The sequence below is a fragment of the Streptococcus sp. 3705 genome (assembly GCF_013277145.1).
Taxonomy (GTDB): domain Bacteria; phylum Bacillota; class Bacilli; order Lactobacillales; family Streptococcaceae; genus Streptococcus.
In genome coordinates, this window is sequence record NZ_VMMJ01000023.1 from 16,157 (window position 1) to 36,742 (window position 20,586).

21 protein-coding genes, 1 pseudogene and 1 other annotated feature (1 of these 23 running past the window's edge) are annotated in these 20,586 nt (G+C 42.3%); of the genes and pseudogenes, 20 read left to right on the forward strand and 2 right to left on the reverse strand.

The window, feature by feature from the left end; genetic code table 11:
* Nucleotides 1–21 precede the first annotated feature (21 nt).
* Nucleotides 22–93 (reverse strand): annotated as a pseudogene (locus HT714_RS09785) (AraC family transcriptional regulator); the annotation flags it as partial.
* On the opposite strand from HT714_RS09785, the gene HT714_RS07210 reads away from it, so the two are divergent.
* The 17 genes from HT714_RS07210 to HT714_RS07290 all read left to right on the forward strand — a co-directional run bounded on the left by HT714_RS07210 (nt 86) and on the right by HT714_RS07290 (nt 15,617).
* Nucleotides 86–994 carry a LysR family transcriptional regulator gene (locus HT714_RS07210; RefSeq protein ID WP_173226383.1) on the forward strand — a complete coding sequence of 303 codons (909 nt, stop codon included), beginning with the start codon at nt 86–88 and terminating at the stop codon, nt 992–994. The pseudogene HT714_RS09785 and the gene HT714_RS07210 sit on opposite strands and share 8 nt — an antisense overlap.
* Nucleotides 991–1,452, forward strand: coding sequence for a signal peptidase II (gene lspA / locus HT714_RS07215; RefSeq protein ID WP_023942845.1), 462 nt, complete (start codon nt 991–993; stop codon nt 1,450–1,452). Before HT714_RS07210 ends, lspA begins: the two co-directional genes overlap by 4 nt.
* A complete protein-coding gene (locus HT714_RS07220; protein ID WP_173226385.1) occupies nt 1,442–2,329 on the forward strand; it encodes an RluA family pseudouridine synthase in 888 nt (295 codons plus the stop codon). The genes lspA and HT714_RS07220 overlap by 11 nt, the downstream gene beginning before the upstream one ends.
* Before the next feature lie 2 nt (nt 2,330–2,331).
* The gene (gene cbpE, locus HT714_RS07225; protein WP_173226387.1) at nt 2,332–4,215 is read left to right on the forward strand and encodes a phosphorylcholine esterase CbpE; all 1,884 of its coding nucleotides are present in this window, start codon (nt 2,332–2,334) and stop codon (nt 4,213–4,215) included.
* A 100-nt stretch (nt 4,216–4,315) separates the two neighbouring features.
* Complete coding sequence (gene proB / locus HT714_RS07230; protein ID WP_240148117.1) at nt 4,316–5,425, forward strand: glutamate 5-kinase; 1,110 nt, start codon at nt 4,316–4,318, stop codon at nt 5,423–5,425.
* A gap of 9 nt (nt 5,426–5,434) precedes the next feature.
* Nucleotides 5,435–6,697 carry a glutamate-5-semialdehyde dehydrogenase gene (locus tag HT714_RS07235; RefSeq protein ID WP_173226391.1) on the forward strand — a complete coding sequence of 421 codons (1,263 nt, stop codon included), beginning with the start codon at nt 5,435–5,437 and terminating at the stop codon, nt 6,695–6,697.
* Between the two features lie 3 nt (nt 6,698–6,700).
* On the forward strand, nt 6,701–7,498 hold the full coding sequence (gene proC, locus HT714_RS07240) for a pyrroline-5-carboxylate reductase (RefSeq protein ID WP_173226393.1): 798 nt from the start codon (nt 6,701–6,703) through the stop codon (nt 7,496–7,498).
* 228 nt (nt 7,499–7,726) lie between these two features.
* Nucleotides 7,727–8,365 (forward strand): dTMP kinase, encoded by a 639-nt coding sequence (gene tmk, locus HT714_RS07245; RefSeq protein ID WP_173226395.1) that lies wholly within the window; start codon nt 7,727–7,729, stop codon nt 8,363–8,365.
* A complete protein-coding gene (locus HT714_RS07250; RefSeq protein ID WP_173226397.1) occupies nt 8,362–9,252 on the forward strand; it encodes a DNA polymerase III subunit delta' in 891 nt (296 codons plus the stop codon). The genes tmk and HT714_RS07250 overlap by 4 nt, the downstream gene beginning before the upstream one ends.
* Nucleotides 9,253–9,291: 39 nt before the next feature.
* Nucleotides 9,292–9,609 (forward strand): DNA replication initiation control protein YabA, encoded by a 318-nt coding sequence (gene yabA / locus HT714_RS07255; RefSeq protein WP_000358228.1) that lies wholly within the window; start codon nt 9,292–9,294, stop codon nt 9,607–9,609.
* A gap of 2 nt (nt 9,610–9,611) precedes the next feature.
* The gene (gene rsmI, locus HT714_RS07260) at nt 9,612–10,481 is read left to right on the forward strand and encodes a 16S rRNA (cytidine(1402)-2'-O)-methyltransferase (protein WP_173226400.1); all 870 of its coding nucleotides are present in this window, start codon (nt 9,612–9,614) and stop codon (nt 10,479–10,481) included.
* A gap of 195 nt (nt 10,482–10,676) precedes the next feature.
* Nucleotides 10,677–12,011, forward strand: coding sequence for a methylenetetrahydrofolate--tRNA-(uracil(54)-C(5))-methyltransferase (FADH(2)-oxidizing) TrmFO (trmFO, locus tag HT714_RS07265; RefSeq protein ID WP_173226402.1), 1,335 nt, complete (start codon nt 10,677–10,679; stop codon nt 12,009–12,011).
* Between the two features lie 83 nt (nt 12,012–12,094).
* Nucleotides 12,095–12,820, forward strand: a complete 726-nt coding sequence (gene pyrH, locus HT714_RS07270) for a UMP kinase (RefSeq protein WP_000002995.1) — start codon at nt 12,095–12,097, stop codon at nt 12,818–12,820.
* 20 nt (nt 12,821–12,840) lie between these two features.
* The gene (gene frr, locus HT714_RS07275; RefSeq protein WP_001262225.1) at nt 12,841–13,398 is read left to right on the forward strand and encodes a ribosome recycling factor; all 558 of its coding nucleotides are present in this window, start codon (nt 12,841–12,843) and stop codon (nt 13,396–13,398) included.
* Between the two features lie 59 nt (nt 13,399–13,457).
* Nucleotides 13,458–14,312: an RNA-binding virulence regulatory protein CvfB gene (cvfB, locus tag HT714_RS07280; RefSeq protein ID WP_173226404.1), complete on the forward strand. Its 855-nt coding sequence runs from the start codon at nt 13,458–13,460 to the stop codon at nt 14,310–14,312.
* 8 nt (nt 14,313–14,320) lie between these two features.
* Nucleotides 14,321–14,536, forward strand: a complete 216-nt coding sequence (locus tag HT714_RS07285; RefSeq protein ID WP_001232084.1) for a YozE family protein — start codon at nt 14,321–14,323, stop codon at nt 14,534–14,536.
* A gap of 85 nt (nt 14,537–14,621) precedes the next feature.
* On the forward strand, nt 14,622–15,617 hold the full coding sequence (locus HT714_RS07290) for a PhoH family protein (RefSeq protein WP_050242508.1): 996 nt from the start codon (nt 14,622–14,624) through the stop codon (nt 15,615–15,617).
* A gap of 56 nt (nt 15,618–15,673) precedes the next feature.
* On the opposite strand, the gene ald is transcribed toward HT714_RS07290, so the two are convergent.
* A complete protein-coding gene (gene ald, locus HT714_RS07295) occupies nt 15,674–16,786 on the reverse strand; it encodes an alanine dehydrogenase (protein WP_173226406.1) in 1,113 nt (370 codons plus the stop codon).
* Nucleotides 16,787–16,957: 171 nt separating this feature from the next.
* Between ald and HT714_RS07300 the strand changes: the two genes are divergently transcribed.
* From HT714_RS07300 to HT714_RS07310, 3 genes are all read left to right on the forward strand, one after another.
* Nucleotides 16,958–17,527: a GNAT family N-acetyltransferase gene (locus HT714_RS07300; protein ID WP_173226408.1), complete on the forward strand. Its 570-nt coding sequence runs from the start codon at nt 16,958–16,960 to the stop codon at nt 17,525–17,527.
* Nucleotides 17,528–17,593: 66 nt separating this feature from the next.
* Nucleotides 17,594–18,244 (forward strand): helix-hairpin-helix domain-containing protein, encoded by a 651-nt coding sequence (locus tag HT714_RS07305; RefSeq protein WP_173226409.1) that lies wholly within the window; start codon nt 17,594–17,596, stop codon nt 18,242–18,244.
* Nucleotides 18,228–20,468 (forward strand): DNA internalization-related competence protein ComEC/Rec2, encoded by a 2,241-nt coding sequence (locus HT714_RS07310; RefSeq protein WP_173226411.1) that lies wholly within the window; start codon nt 18,228–18,230, stop codon nt 20,466–20,468. Before HT714_RS07305 ends, HT714_RS07310 begins: the two co-directional genes overlap by 17 nt.
* 72 nt (nt 20,469–20,540) lie before the next feature.
* Nucleotides 20,541–20,586, forward strand: a sequence feature (ribosomal protein L20 leader region) (it continues 86 nt past the right edge of the window).

The following is a 20,586-nucleotide window of genomic DNA, read 5'->3' on the forward strand; positions in this document are numbered from 1 at the left end:
AATTTTATGAGTGACATTATTTTTCTTCGATGGAAAACTTCTAAAATATGGTATAATGAAAAGATAAAGAAGTTGGGGGTAGAAGATGAACATTCAACAATTACGCTATGTTGTGGCTATTGCCAATAGTGGTACTTTCCGTGAAGCTGCTGAAAAGATGTATGTCAGCCAGCCGAGTCTGTCTATTTCTGTTCGTGATTTGGAAAAAGAGTTGGGCTTTAAGATTTTCCGTCGGACCAGCTCAGGGACTTTCTTGACTCGTCGCGGTATGGAATTCTATGAAAAAGCGCAAGAATTGGTTAAAGGATTTGATATTTTTCAAAATCAGTATGCCAATCCTGAAGAAGAAAAAGATGAATTTTCCATTGCTAGCCAGCACTATGACTTCTTGCCCCCAACTATTACTGCCTTTTCAGAGCGCTATCCTGATTATAAGAACTTCCGTATTTTTGAATCGACTACTGTTCAAATCTTAGATGAAGTAGCGCAAGGTCATAGTGAGATTGGGATTATCTACCTCAACAATCAAAATAAAAAGGGGATTATGCAACGCGTTGAAAAGCTAGGCCTTGAGGTCATTGAATTGATTTCCTTCCATACCCACATTTATCTCCGCGAGGGGCATCCTTTAGCTCAGAAAGATGTATTGGTCATGGAGGATTTAGCGGACTTACCGACAGTCCGTTTTACCCAAGAGAAAGACGAGTACCTTTATTATTCAGAGAACTTTGTCGATACCAGCGCTAGCTCACAGATGTTTAATGTGACAGACCGTGCTACCTTGAATGGTATTTTGGAGCGGACGGATGCTTATGCAACAGGTTCTGGATTTTTAGATAGTGACAGTGTTAATGGAATTACAGTTATTCGTCTCAAGGATAACCTAGATAATCGCATGGTCTATGTTAAACGTGAAGAAGTGGAGCTTAGTCAAGCTGGGACTCTCTTCGTAGAAGTCATGCAAGAATATTTTGATCAAAAGAGGAAATCATGAAAAAAAGAGGCATAGTGGCAGTCATTGTACTGCTTTTGATTGGGCTGGATCAGTTGGTCAAATCCTATATCGTCCAGCAGATTCCACTGGGTGAAGTACGCTCCTGGATTCCCAATTTCGTTAGTTTGACCTACCTTCAAAATCGAGGGGCAGCCTTTTCGATGCTACAAGACCAGCAGTGGTTATTTGCTATTATTACACTGGTCGTTATGGTAGGTGCTATTTGGTATTTACATAAACACATGGAGGACTCATTCTGGATGGTCTTGGGTTTGACCTTGATTATTGCAGGTGGTCTTGGAAACTTTATTGACAGGGTCAGTCAGGGCTTTGTTGTGGATATGTTTCACCTTGACTTTATCAATTTTGCAATTTTCAATGTGGCAGATAGCTATCTGACTGTTGGAGTGATTATTTTATTGATTGCAATGCTAAAAGAGGAAATAAATGGAAATTAAAATTGAAACTGGTGGCCTGCGTTTAGATAAGGCTTTGTCAGATTTGACAGAATTATCACGCAGTCTCGCGAATGAACAAATTAAATCAGGCCAGGTCTTGGTCAATGGCCAAGTCAAGAAAGCTAAATACACTGTCCAAGAGGGCGATGTCGTCACTTACCATGTGCCAGAACCAGAGGTTTTAGAGTATGTAGCTGAGAATCTTCCGCTAGAAATCATCTACCAAGATGAGGATGTGGCTGTCGTTAACAAGCCTCAGGGGATGGTGGTGCATCCGAGTGCTGGTCATACTAGTGGAACTCTGGTAAATGCCCTTATGTACCATATTAAGGACTTGTCGGGTATCAATGGGGTTCTGCGTCCAGGAATTGTTCATCGTATTGATAAGGATACATCAGGCCTTCTCATGATTGCTAAAAATGATGAGGCGCATCTAGCACTTGCCCAAGAACTGAAAGATAAAAAGTCTCTCCGCAAATATTGGACGATTGTTCATGGAAATCTTCCAAATGATCGCGGTGTGATTGAAGCACCCATTGGTCGAAGTGAAAAAGACCGTAAGAAACAGGCTGTGACTGCTAAAGGGAAGCCTGCAGTGACCCGTTTCCACGTCTTGGAACGCTTTGGTGATTATAGCTTAGTGGAGTTACAACTGGAGACAGGGCGTACCCATCAAATCCGTGTTCACATGGCTTATATTGGTCATCCAGTCGCTGGTGATGAGGTCTATGGTCCTCGCAAGACTCTGAAAGGACATGGACAATTTCTTCATGCAAAGACCCTAGGCTTTACCCATCCACGAACAGGTGAGACCTTAGAATTTACAGCAGACATCCCAGAGATTTTTAAGGAAACTTTGGAGAGATTAAGGAAGTAAGAATGAAAAAGAAATTGATTAGTTTAGCACTTGCAGGCGCTTTTTTAGGTTTATCATGGTATGGGAATGTTCAAGCTCAAGAAAGTTCAGGAAATAAAATCCACTTTATCAATGTTCAAGAAGGTGGCAGTGATGCGATTATTCTTGAAAGCAATGGACATTTTGCCATGGTGGATACAGGAGAAGATTATGATTTCCCAGACGGTAGTGATTCTCGCTATCCATGGAGAGAAGGAATTGAAACGTCTTATAAGCATGTTCTAACAGACCGTGTCTTTCGTCGTTTGAAGGAATTGGGTGTCCAAAAACTTGATTTTATTTTGGTGACCCATACCCACAGTGATCATATTGGAAATGTTGATGAATTACTGTCTACCTATCCAGTTGACCGAGTCTATCTTAAAAAATATAGTGATAGTCGTATTACTAATTCTGAACGTCTATGGGATAATCTGTATGGCTACGATAAGGTTTTACAGACTGCCGCCGAAAAAGGTGTTTCAGTTATTCAAAACATTACACAAGGAGATGCTCATTTTCAGTTTGGGGACATGGATATTCAACTCTATAACTATGAAAATGAAACTGATTCATCAGGTGAATTAAAGAAAATTTGGGATGACAATTCTAATTCTTTGATTAGTGTAGTGAAAGTCAATGGTAAGAAAATTTACCTTGGGGGCGACTTAGATAATGTGCATGGAGCGGAAGATAAGTATGGACCTCTCATTGGAAAAGTTGATTTGATGAAGTTTAATCATCACCATGATACAAACAAATCAAATACCAAGGATTTCATTAAAAATTTGAGTCCGAGTTTGATTGTTCAAACTTCGGATAGTCTACCTTGGAAAAATGGTGTTGATAGTGAGTATGTTAATTGGCTCAAAGAACGAGGAATTGAGAGGATCAACGCAGCCAGCAAAGACTATGATGCAACAGTTTTTGATATTCGAAAAGACGGTTTAGTAAACATTTCAACTTCCTACAAGCCGATTCCAAGTTTTCAAGCTGGCTGGCATAAGAGTGCGTATGGGAATTGGTGGTATCAAGCACCTGATTCTACAGGAGAGTATGCTGTCGGTTGGAATGAAATCGAAGGTGAATGGTATTACTTCAACCAAACGGGTATCTTGTTACAGAATCAATGGAAAAAATGGAACAATCGTTGGTTCTATTTGACAGACTCTGGTGCTTCTGCTAAAAATTGGAAGAAAATTGATGGAATTTGGTATTATTTCAACAAAGAAAATCAGATGGAAATTGGTTGGGTAAATACTGGAGGTCAGAACTATTATTTATCAAACAATGGCTCTATGAAGACAGGTTGGCTTCAATATAAGGGTCAATGGTATTATTTTGCTCCATCAGGGGAAATGAAAACGGGCTGGGTAAAAGATAAAGAAACCTGGTACTATATGGATTCTACTGGTATTATGAAGACAGGTGAAATAGAAGTTGCTGGACATCATTACTATCTAGAAGATTCAGGAGCTATGAAGCAAGGTTGGCTTAAAAAGGCAAACGATTGGTATTTCTATAAGGAAGACGGTTCACGAGCTGTGGGTTGGATCAAGGACAAGGATAAATGGTACTTCTTGAAAGAAAATGGTCAATTACTTGTGAACGGTAAGACACCAGAAGGCTATACTGTTGACTCAAGTGGTGTCTGGTTAGTGGATGTTCCAGTCGAAAAATCTGCTACAATTAAAACTACAAGTCATTCAGATTTAAAAGTATCCAAAGAAGTAGTGAAAAAGGATCTTGAAAATAAAGAAACGAGTCAACATGAAAGTGTTACAAGTTCTTCAACTAGTCAAGATTTGACATCATCAACTTCACAAAGCTCTGAAACGAGTACAAACAAATCGGAATCAGAACAGTAGTAAAAAAGAAGGTTTTAGGGCCTTCTTTTTCCTATCAACTCTTTTCTATTTCCTGCCATTCATGTTATAATGGATAAATATGAAGAATCGGAGTGAGACTATGAAATACAAACGGATTGTCTTTAAGGTGGGGACTTCTTCTCTGACGAATGAGGATGGAAGTTTATCACGTAGTAAGGTAAAGGCTATTACCCAGCAGTTGGCTATGCTGCATGAAGCTGGTCATGAATTGATTTTGGTGTCTTCAGGTGCCATTGTTGCTGGTTTTGGAGCCTTAGGATTTAAAAAGCGTCCGACTAAGATTGCTGATAAACAGGCTTCAGCAGCGGTAGGGCAGGGGCTTTTGTTGGAAGAATACACGACCAATCTTCTCTTGCGCCAAATCGTTTCTGCACAAATCTTGCTGACCCAGGATGATTTTGTGGACAAGCGCCGTTATAAAAATGCCCATCAGGCTTTGTCAGTTCTACTTAGCCGTGGAGCGATTCCTATCATCAATGAGAATGACAGTGTCGTTATTGATGAGCTCAAGGTTGGGGACAACGACACTCTAAGTGCTCAGGTAGCAGCCATGGTCCAAGCAGATCTTTTGGTTCTCTTGACAGATGTGGACGGTCTCTATACTGGAAATCCTAATTCAGACCCAAGAGCCAAACGTTTGGAGCGAATCGAGACCATCAATCGTGAGATTATTGATATGGCCGGTGGAGCAGGTTCGTCTAATGGTACAGGTGGCATGTTAACCAAAATCAAAGCTGCAACTATCGCGACAGAATCAGGAGTTCCTGTTTATATCTGCTCATCCTTGAAGTCAGATGCCATGATTGAGGCAGCTGAGGAGACAAAGGATGGTTCCTACTTTGTTGCTCAAGAGAAGGGACTTCGTACCCAGAAACAATGGCTGGCCTTTTATGCTCAGAGTCAAGGTTCTATTTGGGTTGATAAAGGGGCTGCAGAAGCTCTCTCTCAACATGGAAAGAGTCTTCTCTTATCTGGTATCGTTGAAGCAGAAGGCGCCTTTTCTTACGGCGATATTGTGACAGTATTTGACAAGGAAAGTGGAAAATCACTTGGAAAAGGGCGTGTGCAATTTGGTGCATCTGCTTTGGAGGATATGTTGCGTTCTCAAAAAGCCAAGGGTGTCTTGATTCACCGTGACGACTGGATTTCCATTACTCCTGAAATCCAACTACTCTTTACAGAATTTTAGAGGTAAACTATGGTCAGTACACAAGAACAATTTGAACAGGTACAGGCTGTTAAAAAATCGATTAACACAGCTAGTGAAGAAGTGAAGAACCAAGCCTTGCTAGCCGTGGCTGATCACTTACTAGCAGCTACTGAGGAGATTTTAGCGGCTAATGCCCTCGATATGGAAGCAGCAAAGGGTAAAATTTCAGATGTGATGCTGGATCGTCTTTATTTGGATGCAAGTCGTATAGAAGCAATGGCAAGAGGAATTCGTGAAGTGGTTGCCTTACCAGATCCAATCGGTGAAGTTTTAGAAACCAATCATCTTGAAAATGGCTTGGTTATTACCAAGAAACGTGTGGCTATGGGGGTTATTGGTATTATCTATGAAAGTCGTCCAAATGTGACGTCTGACGCGGCTGCTTTGGCTCTCAAGAGTGGAAATGCAGTTGTTCTTCGTAGTGGGAAGGATGCCTATCAAACTGCCCATGCTATTGTCACAGCCTTGAAGAAGGGCTTGGAGATGACTACTATTCACCCAGATGTGATTCAACTGGTGGAAGATACTAGCCGAGAAAGTAGCTATGCTATGATGAAGGCCAAGGGCTATTTAGACCTTCTCATTCCTCGTGGAGGAGCTGGTTTGATCAATGCAGTGGTTGAGAATGCTATCGTACCTGTTATCGAGACAGGAACTGGGATTGTCCATGTCTATGTGGATAAGGATGCAGATGAAGACAAGGCTCTATTGATCATCAACAATGCTAAAACCAGTCGTCCTTCTGTTTGCAATGCCATGGAGGTTCTACTTGTTCATGAAGACAAAGCAGCAAGCTTCCTTCCTCGCTTGGAGCAAGTTCTAGTTGCAGAGCGTAAAGAAGCTGGGTTGGAACCAATTCAATTCCGACTTGATAGCAAAGCAAGTCAGTTTCTTTCAGGTCACGCAGCTGAAGCACAAGACTTTGACACTGAGTTTTTAGACTATGTCCTAGCTGTTAAGGTTGTGAGCAGTTTAGAAGAAGCGGTTGCCCATATTGAAGCCCACAGTACCCATCATTCGGATGCCATTATGACGGAAAATGCTGAAGCTGCAGCTTACTTTACAGATCAAGTGGACTCTGCAGCGGTTTATGTCAATGCCTCAACTCGTTTCACCGATGGTGGCCAATTTGGACTTGGATGCGAAATGGGGATTTCAACTCAGAAATTGCACGCGCGTGGTCCAATGGGCTTGAAAGAGTTGACCAGCTACAAGTATGTGGTTGCTGGTGATGGGCAGATAAGGGAGTAAGAGATGAAGATTGGATTTATCGGCTTGGGGAATATGGGTGCTAGCTTGGCCAAGGCTGTTTTGCAGGCTAAGACGGGTGATGACCTTCTCCTTGCCAATCGTAGCCAAGCCAAGGTAGATGCTTTCATTGCAGACTTTGGTGGTCAGGCTTCTAGCAATGACGAAATCTTTGCAGAAGCAGATGTGATTTTTCTAGGAGTGAAGCCTGCTCAGTTTTCTGAACTGCTTTCTCAATACCAGACCATCCTTGAAAAAAGAGAGAGCCTTCTTTTGATTTCTATGGCAGCTGGATTAACTTTAGAAAAACTAGCAAGTCTTATCCCAAGTCAACACCGAATTATTCGTATGATGCCAAATACCCCTGCTTCTATTGGTCAAGGAGTGATTAGTTATGCCTTGTCTCCTAATTGCAGGGCTGAGGACAGTGAGCTCTTTTGTCAGTTATTAGCAAATGCTGGTCTCTTGGTTGAACTAGGAGAAGGCTTAATCGATGCAGCGACAGGTCTTGCAGGCTGTGGGCCGGCCTTTGTCTATCTCTTTATTGAGGCCTTGGCAGATGCAGGTGTTCAGACTGGATTGCCACGAGAAACAGCATTGAAAATGGCGGCTCAAACTGTGGTAGGAGCTGGGCAATTGGTCCTAGAAAGCCAAGAACATCCTGGGGTCTTGAAAGACCAAGTTTGTAGCCCAGGCGGTTCGACTATCGCTGCTGTAGCGAGCCTAGAAGCGCATGCTTTTCGAGGAACGGTCATGGATGCAGTTGGTCAAGCCTATAAACGAACACAAGAACTAGGTAAATAAGAGGTGGCTTTGACTGCCTCTTTTATGGTGGTTGATACTCTTCGAAAATCTCTTCAAACTGCGTCAGCTTCCATCTGCAACCTCAAAACAGTGTTTTTAGCAACCTGCGGTTAGCTTCCTAGTTTGCTCTTTGATTTTCATTGAGTATGAAATGAGAAGACAAAAAGATTGTCACAAACCCCTATTTTTTTGATAGAATAGAAGTAGTAAAAAAGAAATGAGTTAGACATGTCAAAAGGATTTTTAGTCTCTCTTGAGGGACCAGAGGGAGCAGGAAAGACCAGTGTTTTAGAGGCTCTGCTCCCAATTTTAGAGGAAAAAGGGATAGAGGTGCTGACGACCCGTGAACCTGGCGGAGTCTTGATAGGAGAGAAGATTCGGGAAGTGATTCTGGATCCAAGTCATACTCAGATGGATGCTAAAACAGAGCTATTGCTCTATATCGCTAGTCGCAGACAGCACTTGGTGGAAAAAGTTCTTCCAGCACTTGAAGATGGCAAGTTGGTCATTATGGACCGCTTCATCGATAGTTCTCTTGCATATCAGGGATTTGGTCGTGGCTTGGATATTGACGCCATTGACTGGCTCAATCAGTTTGCGACAGATGGCCTTAAACCTGATTTGACACTCTATTTTGACATCGAGGTGGAAGAAGGACTGGCTCGCATTGCTGCTAATAGCAATCGTGAGATCAATCGTTTGGATTTGGAAGGGTTGGACTTGCATAAAAAAGTTCGTCAAGGCTACCTTTCTCTTCTGTACAAAGAAGGAAATCGCATTGTCAAGATTGATGCTAGTCTCCCTTTGGAGCAAGTTGTGGAAACTACCAAGGCTGTCTTGTTTGACAGAATGGGCTTGGCCAAATGAAACAAGATCAACTAAAGGCTTGGCAGCCAGATCAGTTTGACAGCTTTGTCCATATCTTGGAGCAAAATCAGCTCAATCACGCCTATCTCTTTTCAGGTTTCTTTGGAAGTTTGGAAATGGCGCAGTTTTTGGCTAAGAGCCTTTTTTGTACAGATAAAGTAGGTGTTTTACCATGTGAGAAATGCCGAAATTGTAATCTGATTGAACAGGGAGAATTTCCCGATGTCACCTTGATTAAGCCAGTCAATCAGGTCATCAAGACAGAACGCATTCGAGAATTGGTGGGCCAGTTTTCTCAAGCAGGGATTGAAAGCCAGCAACAGGTCTTTATTATCGAGCAAGCTGATAAAATGCATCCTAACGCAGCTAATTCTCTGCTCAAGGTCATCGAAGAACCCCAGAGTGAGGTTTACATTTTCTTCTTGACCAGCGATGAAGAAAAGATTTTACCGACAATTCGAAGTCGGACCCAGATTTTCCACTTTAAAAAGCAGGAAGAGAAGCTCATCTTGCTCTTAGAACAAATGGGACTGGTTAAGAAAAAAGCGACTCTTTTAGCCCAGTTTAGTCAATCGCGAGCTGAAGCAGAAAAGTTGGCTAATCAGGCAGGCTTTTGGACCTTGGTCGATGAAAGTGAACGCCTGCTGACTTGGTTAGTAGCTAAGAAAAAAGAAAGTTATCTGCAGGTTGCTAAACTAGCTAGCTTGGCAGATGACAAGGAAAAACAAGATCAGGTTTTACGGATTCTTGAAGTCCTCTGTGGGCAGGACCTCCTGCAAGCAAGAGTAAGAGTGATTCTACAAGATTTGCTAGAAGCCAGAAAAATGTGGCAAGCCAATGTCAGCTTTCAAAATGCCATGGAATATCTGGTCTTGAAAGAAATGTAAACTCAAAAATGAATGATAAAGAAAGGAAAGGGCTGGTTTATGGACAAAAAAGAATTATTTGACGCGCTGGACGATTTTTCCCAACAGTTATTGGTGACCTTGGCCGATGTGGAAGCCATCAAGAAAAATCTCAAGAGCCTAGTAGAAGAAAATACAGCTCTTCGCTTGGAAAATAGTAAGTTGCGAGAACGCTTGGGTGAGGTGGAAGCAGATGCTCCTGTCAAGGCCAAACATGTTCGCGAAAGTGTCCGTCGCATATACCGTGATGGATTTCACGTTTGTAATGATTTTTATGGACAACGTCGAGAGCAGGACGAGGAATGTATGTTCTGTGACGAGTTGTTATATAGGGAGTAAGCATGCAGATTCAAAAAAGTTTTAAGGGGCAGTCTCCCTACGGCAAGCTGTACCTAGTGGCAACGCCGATTGGCAATCTAGATGATATGACCTTTCGAGCCATCCAAACCTTGAAAGAAGTGGATTGGATTGCAGCTGAGGACACGCGCAATACAGGGCTTTTGCTCAAACATTTTGATATTTCCACCAAGCAGATCAGTTTTCATGAGCACAATGCCAAGGAAAAGATTCCTGATTTGATTGGTTTCCTGAAAGCAGGACAAAGTATTGCTCAGGTATCGGATGCAGGTTTGCCTAGTATCTCAGACCCTGGTCATGATTTAGTCAAGGCAGCTATTGAGGAAGATATTGCGGTTGTGACTGTTCCAGGTGCCTCTGCAGGAATTTCTGCCTTGATTGCCAGTGGTTTGGCGCCACAGCCACATATCTTTTATGGTTTTTTACCGAGAAAATCAGGCCAACAAAAGCAATTTTTCGACTCGAAAAAAGACTATCCTGAAACACAAATTTTCTATGAATCACCTCATCGTGTAGCAGACACGTTGGAAAATATGTTAGAAGTCTACGGTGACCGCTCGGTGGTCTTGGTTAGAGAATTGACAAAGATTTACGAAGAATACCAACGAGGTACAATTTCTGAATTACTGGAAAGCATCTCTGAAACGTCTCTCAAGGGTGAATGTCTTCTGATTGTTGAAGGTGCCAGTCAGGATGTGGAGGAAAAAGACGAGGAAGACTTGTTCGTAGAAATCCAAGCCCGTATCCAGCAAGGCATGAAGAAAAATCAAGCTATTAAGGAAGTAGCTAAGATTTACCAGTGGAATAAGAGTCAACTCTACGCTGCCTACCACGATTGGGAAGAAAATCAATAAAATGACTAAACAGGGAAGTTTGCCTTCTTCCCTTTTTTTGTTATACTAGTAGAAGAAAAAATTAGAAAGATTTGTGGGAGTGAAAAAGTCTGGGGGACTTTTTCACCCTGAGCCAAGAAATTCGAAAACTCTTAAGTCCGATTGGCTTTTTCAATGTGAACCTTGTCTTCACACTCCCAAAGAGGTATTAGTGTCGTGTCTCAATCTTATATCAATGTTATCGGTGCTGGTTTGGCAGGTTCTGAAGCAGCCTACCAAATTGCAGAACGTGGTATTCCAGTTAAACTTTATGAAATGCGTGGTGTCAAGTCAACACCTCAACACAAAACAGACAATTTTGCTGAGTTGGTTTGTTCCAATTCCCTACGTGGGGATGCTTTGACCAATGCTGTCGGGCTACTCAAGGAAGAAATGCGCCGCTTGGGTTCTGTCATTTTGGAATCAGCAGAAGCTACACGTGTTCCTGCAGGCGGTGCCCTTGCGGTGGATCGCGATGGTTTCTCCCAAATGGTGACCGAAAAAGTAGCCAATCATCCCTTAATCGAAGTAGTGCGTGATGAGATTACAGAATTGCCGACGGATGTTATTACGGTTGTCGCTACTGGTCCTTTGACCAGCAATGCCCTAGCTGAGAAGATTCATGCCCTTAATGACGGCGATGGCTTCTATTTCTACGATGCGGCAGCGCCTATTATCGACGTCAACACTATCGATATGAGCAAGGTTTATCTTAAGTCTCGTTATGATAAGGGGGAAGCGGCCTACCTCAATGCCCCTATGACCAAGCAAGAGTTTATGGATTTCCATGAAGCCTTGGTCAATGCGGAAGAAGCACCGCTCAATTCTTTTGAAAAAGAAAAGTACTTTGAAGGCTGTATGCCTATCGAAGTCATGGCCAAACGAGGTATTAAAACCATGCTTTATGGTCCTATGAAACCAGTCGGTTTGGAGTATCCAGATGACTACACAGGACCTCGTGATGGAGAATTTAAAACACCGTACGCGGTGGTTCAGCTTCGTCAGGACAATGCAGCTGGTAGCCTCTACAATATTGTTGGTTTCCAGACCCACCTCAAATGGGGAGAACAAAAGCGTGTCTTCCAAATGATTCCAGGTCTTGAAAATGCTGAGTTTGTTCGTTATGGTGTTATGCACCGCAATTCTTACATGGATTCACCAAATCTTCTTGAACAGACTTACCGTTCTAAGAAACAACCAAATCTCTTCTTTGCTGGTCAGATGACGGGTGTAGAGGGTTATGTTGAATCAGCGGCGTCAGGCTTAGTTGCGGGAATTAACGCGGCTCGTCTTTTCAAGGGAGAAAGCGAGGCTATTTTCCCAGAGACGACGGCTATCGGAAGCTTAGCTCATTACATCACCCATGCCGACAGCAAACATTTCCAACCAATGAATGTCAATTTTGGGATCATCAAGGAGTTGGAAGGCGAGCGTATCCGTGATAAGAAGGCTCGTTATGAAAAAATTGCAGAGCGTGCTCTTAGCGACTTAGAGGAATTTTTAACTGTCTAATTTTTTTCAAAGAATTGCTCATGATACTATAAAAATCTTAGAAATTGTGATAAAATAGGTAGGATAAAAGAAGGAGAGTGAAAATGGCGAATCCCAAGTATAAACGTATTTTAATCAAGTTATCAGGTGAAGCCCTTGCCGGAGAACGTGGCGTAGGGATTGATATCCAAACAGTTCAAACAATCGCAAAAGAGATTCAAGAAGTTCATAGCTTAGGTATCGAAATTGCCCTTGTTATCGGTGGAGGAAATCTCTGGCGTGGTGAACCTGCTGCAGAAGCAGGAATGGACCGCGTTCAGGCAGATTACACAGGAATGCTTGGGACTGTTATGAATGCTCTTGTGATGGCAGATTCATTGCAACAAGTTGGTGTCGATACGCGTGTACAAACAGCGATTGCCATGCAACAAGTGGCAGAGCCCTATGTACGTGGACGTGCCCTTCGTCACCTTGAAAAAGGCCGTATCGTTATCTTTGGTGCCGGAATTGGTTCACCATACTTCTCAACAGATACAACAGCGGCTCTTCGTGCAGCTGAAATCGAAGCAGATGCCATCCTTATGGCTAAAAATGGCGTCGACGGTGTTTACAATGCCGATCCTAAGAAAGACAAGACAGCCGTTAAGTTTGAAGAATTGACTCACCGTGACGTTATCAATAAAGGTCTTCGTATCATGGACTCAACAGCTTCAACCCTCTCAATGGACAACGACATTGACTTGGTTGTCTTCAACATGAACCAACCAGGCAACATCAAACGTGTCGTATTTGGTGAAAATATCGGAACAACAGTTTCAAATAATATCTAAGAAAAGGAATAAGAAAGATTATGGCTAACGCAATTATTGAAAAAGCTAAAGAGAGAATGACCCAGTCTCACCAATCACTTGCTCGTGAATTTGGTGGTATTCGTGCTGGCCGTGCCAATGCAAGCTTGCTTGACCGTGTACATGTAGAATACTACGGAGTAGAAACTCCTCTTAACCAAATCGCTTCAATTACGATTCCAGAAGCGCGTGTTTTGTTGGTGACACCATTTGACAAATCTTCATTGAAAGACATCGAACGTGCCTTGAACGCTTCTGATCTTGGTATCACACCAGCTAATGACGGTTCTGTGATTCGCTTGGTTATCCCAGCTCTTACAGAAGAAACTCGTCGTGACCTTGCTAAAGAAGTGAAGAAGGTCGGTGAGAATGCTAAAGTGGCTGTCCGCAATATCCGTCGCGATGCTATGGACGAAGCTAAGAAACAAGAAAAAGCAAAAGAAATCACTGAAGACGAATTGAAGACTCTTGAAAAAGACATTCAAAAAGTAACAGACGATGCTGTCAAACACATCGATGACATGACTGCTAATAAAGAAAAAGAACTTTTGGAAGTCTAAAAATAAACAGAAAAACTCAGTTGGCATTGCTGGCTGAGTTTTATTCGAAAGAAGGAAATATGAATACAAATCTTGCAAGTTTTATCGTTGGACTGATCATCGATGAAAACGACCGTTTTTACTTTGTGCAAAAGGATGGTCAAACCTATGCTCTTGCTAAGGAAGAGGGCCAACATACAGTAGGGGATACGGTCAAAGGTTTTGCATACACGGATATGAAGCAAAAACTCCGATTGACAACTCTAGAAGTGACTGCCACTCAGGACCAATTTGGTTGGGGACGTGTCACAGAGGTTCGTAAGGACTTGGGTGTCTTTGTGGATACAGGCCTTCCTGACAAGGAAATCGTTGTGTCACTCGATATTCTCCCTGAGTTCAAGGAACTCTGGCCTAAGAAGGGCGACCAACTCTACATCCGTCTTGAAGTGGACAAGAAAGACCGTATCTGGGGCCTCTTGGCTTATCAAGAAGACTTCCAACGTCTAGCTCGTCCTGCCTACAACAACATGCAGAACCAAAACTGGCCAGCCATTGTTTACCGCCTCAAGCTGTCAGGAACTTTTGTTTACCTGCCAGAAAATAACATGCTTGGCTTTATCCATCCTAGCGAGCGTTACACAGAGCCACGTTTGGGGCAAGTATTAGAAGCGCGCGTTATTGGTTTCCGTGAAGTGGACCGTACCTTGAACCTCTCCCTCAAACCACGTTCTTTTGAGATGTTGGAAAATGATGCCCAGATGATTTTGACTTATTTAGAAAGAAATGGCGGTTTCATGACCTTAAATGATAAGTCATCTCCAGACGATATCAAGGCAACCTTTGGCATTTCTAAAGGTCAGTTCAAGAAAGCACTCGGTGGTTTGATGAAGGCTGGTAAAATCAAGCAAGACCAGTTTGGGACAGAGTTGATCTAGGGAGACTTATGAGAAAATCATTTTACACTTGGCTCATGACCGAGCGCAATCCTAAAAGCAACAGTCCCAAGGCTATATTGGCAGACCTAGCTTTTGAGGAGTCAGCCTTCCCAAAACACACAGATGATTTTGATGAGGTGAGTCGCTTTTTGGAGGAGCATGCCAGTTTCTCTTTTAACCTAGGAGATTTTGACGCTATCTGGCAAGAATACTTAGAACACTAGACTTTATTCATTAGGTTTGGGCTAGTAATTTATCCATCCCTTTGCTATAATAAAAAGAAATAAAAGGATTAGAGAGGTTCTTTATTTGAAGGAACATTCAATTGACATTCAACTGAGTCATCCAGATGACCTGTTTCATCTTTTTGGTTCCAATGAACGCCATCTTCGTTTGATGGAAGAAGAGCTTGATGTGGTGATTCATGCCCGTACGGAGATTGTCCAGGTTTTGGGAGAAGAGACTGCCTGTGAGGAAGCTCGTCAGGTTATTCAAGCTCTCATGGTCTTGGTGAATCGTGGGATGACGGTTGGGACGCCAGATGTGGTGACTGCGATTAGCATGGTCAAAAACGATGAAATCGACAAATTTGTCGCCCTTTATGAAGAAGAAATTATCAAGGATAATACAGGGAAGCCTATCCGTGTCAAAACACTAGGTCAAAAACTTTATGTGGACAGTGTTAAACAGCATGATGTGACCTTTGGAATCGGACCTGCAGGAACAGGGAAGACCTTTCTTGCAGTGACCTTGGCAGTGACTGCCCTTAAACGTGGTCAGGTTAAGCGGATTATCCTAACACGCCCGGCAGTGGAAGCTGGCGAGAGTCTAGGTTTTCTTCCGGGAGATCTTAAAGAGAAGGTAGATCCTTACCTTCGACCTGTTTATGATGCCTTGTATCAGATTCTGGGGAAAGACCAAACGACTCGTCTCATGGAGCGTGAAATTATCGAAATCGCCCCCCTTGCCTATATGCGTGGACGAACCTTGGATGATGCCTTTGTCATTCTCGATGAGGCGCAAAATACGACTATCATGCAGATGAAGATGTTTTTGACTCGTTTAGGTTTTAATTCTAAGATGATTGTCAATGGAGATATCAGTCAGATTGACTTACCACGTAATGTCAAGTCCGGTTTGATTGATGCCCAAGAAAAGCTCAAGAACATTCACCAGATTGACTTTGTTCATTTTTCAGCTAAGGATGTGGTTCGCCATCCAGTTGTTGCTCAGATTATTCGAGCTTATGAACCAGCTCCAGTTAAAAAAGAAGAGAGTGAAGAAGTCCAAGAAGAAACAGAATAGCAAAAAAGAGCAGTTCAGGTGGACTTGCTCTTTCTTTTATCTGATAATTAGATTTTTTATACTAGTTCATCAATTGGAGTATGTTTTTTATTGAGGCCTTGGGCTACTGGAAGACTGGTTAAGTAACCTTGATAAGTGGTAACACCTTGGCGCAAGCCCTCATCTTCAGAGATTGCTTGTACAAAACCTTTACCAGCCAAAGCTTCGATATAAGGAAGAGTGACATTGGTTAGGGCAATGGTTGAAGTACGAGCAACCGCACCAGGTATATTGGCAACGGCATAGTGGAGAACACCGTGTTTTTCATAGACAGGTTCATCATGCGTTGACACACGGTCAGCTGTTTCGATAACGCCACCTTGGTCAACGGCAACATCCACAATGACTGAACCTGGGCGCATTTGCTTGACCATCTCATCAGTCACCAATTTTGGTGCTTTGGAACCAGGGATAAGAACCGCTCCGATCACCACATCCGCATCTCTCACACTTGCTTCGATGTTAAATGAATTTGACATAAGTGTTTGGATTTGATGGCCAAAGACCTCCTCTAAAATGGAGAGACGTTTAGCACTGTTATCAAGGATGGTTACTTGTGCACCAAGACCAAGAGCAATTCGAGCAGCATGGGTACCTACGACACCGCCACCGATGATGGTTACTTTCCCTTTAGGTACACCTGGCACACCACCCAGTAAGACACCAGAACCTCCTGCTTGCTTAGTTAGGAAATGAGCACCGATTTGGACTGCCATACGGCCTGCAACCTCACTCATAGGTACGAGGAGTGGTAATTGACCTTGGGAATCACGGACAGTTTCATAGGCAATCCCAGTTGTTTTTGCTTCCAACATAGCATCTGCTAATTCTGGAGCAGCGGCCATGTGCAAGTAGGTGAAGAGAAGCAGGTCGTCACGTAAGTAATCATATTCAGAAGCTAATGGTTCTTTTACTTTCACGACTAACTCTGCAGACCAGGCCTCACCAGCAGTAGCGACAATTTCAGCTCCTTGCTTTTGATAGTCAGCATCAGTAAAGCCAGAACCGAGACCAGCATTTGTTTCGATAAGGACACGATGACCACGACCGACTAAGCTGTGGACACCAGCAGGTGTGAGGGCAACACGGTTTTCATTATTCTTAATCTCTTTTGGAATTCCGATTAACATAGAGAAAAACTCACTTTCTATTGACGGGTTGTAAATGATTTATCACAATTATCTATAAAATAAGGTGATGATTTTATTCTATATGAAACCGCTTTAAAAAGCAAGAAAAATTTGTTATCACTTCTTTTTTATGCTATACTGATAGAAAATACTTTTGAATGGTAGAAACGTATGGAATCAATTTTTGTAAAACTTGCCCAGTATCCGTCTATAGAAACGGAGCGTTTATTGCTTAGACCTGTAACCTTGGACGATGCGGAAGCAATGTTTGACTATGCCTCGGACAAGGATAATACACGTTACACTTTTCTAACCAATCAAAATTTAGAAGAAACCAAAAATAATATTGCTCAGTTCTACTTGGCTAATCCCTTGGGACGTTGGGGAATAGAACTAAAAAGCAATGGTCAGTTTATCGGAACCATTGACTTGCACAAGATTGATTCTGTTCTTAAGAAGGCAGCTATTGGCTACATTATCAATAAAAAGTATTGGAATCAAGGATTGACGACAGAATCCAATCGTGCCGTAATTGAGCTGGCTTTTGAGAAGATTGGAATGAACAAGTTGACCGCCCTTTACGATAAGGCTAATCCCGCGTCAGGAAAGGTCATGGAGAAATCAGGAATGCGTTTTTCTCACGAAGAAGCTTATGCTTGTATGGACCAGCATGAAGAAGGCCGAATCGTGACAAGAGTTCATTATGTCTTGACCAAGGAAGACTATTTTGCAAATAAATAAGCAGTTGAAAAGAAATTTTCAACTGTTTTTTCTTTCTCTTACGAATAATCTAAGAGAGGAGAATATATGGAAGCAATTATCGAGAAAATCAAAGAGTATAAAATCATTGTTATCTGTACAGGTCTAGGCTTGCTTGTTGGCGGATTTTTCCTGCTAAAACCAGCTCCACAAACATCTGTAAAAGAAACGAATTTACAGGCTGAAGTTGCAGCTGTTTCCAAGGATTCATCGACCGAAAAGGAAGTGAAAAAGGAAGAAAAGGATGAACCCCTTGAACAAGATTTAATTACAGTAGATGTCAAAGGTGCTGTTAAAGCACCTGGAATTTATGATTTGCCGGTAGGTAGTCGGGTCAATGATGCTGTTCAGAAGGCTGGTGGCTTGACAGAGCAAGCAGACAGTAAGGCACTCAATCTAGCTCAGAAAGTTAGTGATGAGGCTCTGGTTTACGTTCCTACTAAGGGAGAAGAGACAGCTAGTCAACAGACTGGTTCTGGAGTGGCTTCTTCAACAAGCAAGGAAAAGAAGGTCAATCTCAACAAGGCCAGTCTGGAAGAACTCAAGCAGGTCAAGGGACTGGGAGGAAAACGAGCTCAGGACATTATCGACCATCGTGAGGCAAATGGGAAATTCAAGTCAGTAGACGAGCTCAAGAAAGTCTCTGGCATTGGTGCCAAGACCATAGAAAAGCTAAAAGATTATGTTACAGTGGATTAAGAATTTCTCAATTCCTCTAATTTACCTGAGTTTTCTGTTGCTTTGGCTTTACTACGCCATTTTTTCAGCATCCTATCTTGCTTTGTTGGGCTTCGTTTTTCTGCTAGTCTGCCTCTTTATCCAATTTCCTTGGAAATCTGCGGGCAAAGTTCTAATGATTTGCGGAGTCTTTGGCTTTTGGTTTCTGTTTCAAAATTGGCAACAGAGTCAAGCGGGTCAAAATTTGGCGTATTCTGTTGAAAGGGTACGGATTTTGACTGACACTATTAAGGTCAATGGTGACAGTCTATCCTTTCGTGGCAAGTCTGATGGACTCATTTTTCAAGTTTATTATAAACTCCAGTCCGAGGAGGAGAAAGAAGCCTTTCAAACCTTGACAGACCTTTATGATATAGAACTAGAAGGAAAACTTTCGGAGCCAGAAGGGAAGAGAAATTTTGGTGGCTTTGACTACCGAGCCTATCTGAAGACTCAGGGAATTTACCAGACTCTCAATATAAAAAGAATCCAGTCGCTTCAAAAAGTCGGCAGTTGGGATATAGGTGAAAACCTGTCCAGTTTACGCCGTAAGGCTGTGGTTTGGATTAAGACGCACTTTCCAGACCCTATGCGCAATTACATGACAGGGCTTCTATTAGGACATCTGGACACCGACTTTGAAGAGATGAATGAGCTTTATTCCAGTCTAGGAATTATTCATCTTTTTGCCTTGTCGGGCATGCAGGTAGGATTTTTCATGGATGGCTTTAAGAAACTACTCTTGCGATTAGGCTTGATCCAAGAAAAGTTGAGGTGGCTGACTTATCCCTTTTCCCTTATCTATGCTGGTCTGACAGGATTTTCGGTATCGGTCATTCGCAGTCTCTTGCAGAAGCTACTGGCTCAACATGGTGTTAAGGGCTTGGATAATTTTGCCTTGACGGTGCTTGTCCTCTTTATTGTCATGCCAAACTTTTTCTTGACTGCAGGAGGAGTTTTGTCATGTGCTTATGCTTTTATCTTGACTATGACAAGCAAAGAAGGGGAGGGGCTTAAGGCTGTTGCCAGAGAAAGTCTAGTCATTTCCTTGGGAATATTGCCCATTTTATCCTTCTATTTTGCAGAATTTCAGCCTTGGTCTATCCTTTTGACCTTTGTCTTTTCCTTTCTATTTGACTTAATCTTCTTACCGCTCCTGTCTATCTTATTTGCCCTTTCCTTTCTCTATCCAGTCATTCAGCTGAATTTTATTTTTGAATGGTTGGAGGGAATGATTCGCTTTGTATCACAGGTGGCAAGTAGACCGCTTGTCTTTGGACAACCCAATGCATGGCTTTTAATTTTATTGTTAATTTCCTTGGCATTAGTTTATGATTTGAGGAAAAACATTAAAAGGCTAATGGTGTTGAGCTTATTGATTACAGGTCTCTTTTTCTTGACCAAGTATCCACTAGAAAATGAAATCACCATGCTGGATGTGGGGCAAGGCGAAAGTATTTTCCTACGGGATGTAGCTGGTAAAACTATTCTCATAGATGTAGGTGGCAAGGCAGAATCTGATAAGAAAATCGAAAAATGGCAAGAAAAGACGACGACCAGCAATGCTCAGCGAACCTTGATTCCCTATCTTAAAAGTCGAGGAGTAGCCAAGATTGACCAGCTAATTTTGACCAACACGGACAAGGAACATGTTGGAGATTTGTTGGAGGTGAGCAAGGAATTCCATGTAGGCGAAATTTTAGTGTCAAAAGGCAGTCTAAAACAGAAGGAATTTGTGGCAGAACTACAGGCGACTCAAACTAACGTGCGTAGTGTGACAGTAGGGGAGAACTTATCCATTTTTGGAAGTCAGTTAGAAGTTCTATCTCCAAGGAAAATGGGAGATGGCGATCATGAAGATTCCCTGGTTTTGTATGGAAAACTCTTGGATAAGCACTTTCTCTTCACGGGAAATTTGGAGGAGAAAGGAGAGAGGGACTTGCTGAAGCACTATCCAGACTTGAAAGTGGATGTTTTGAAAGCTAGCCAACATGGCTCTAAAAAATCACCAAGTTCAGCCTTTCTAGAACAGCTCAAACCAGAGCTTACTCTTATCTCAGTTGGAAAGAGCAATCGAACGAAACTACCCCATCAGGAAACTTTGACACGACTGGAAGGTATCAATAGCAAAGTTTATCGAACTGACCAGCAAGGAGCTATACGATTTAAAGGTTGGAAAAGTTGGAAAATCGAAACGGTTGGTTAATGAGCAGAAACTTTTCAAAAAAATAACTTTTTATCTTGACAAGGGCTAGAAAACTTGGTATCATATAAAAGTTGAGAAAAGCAGAAGTGAGAGCTTCTCGCCTTGTGACATTAAGTTG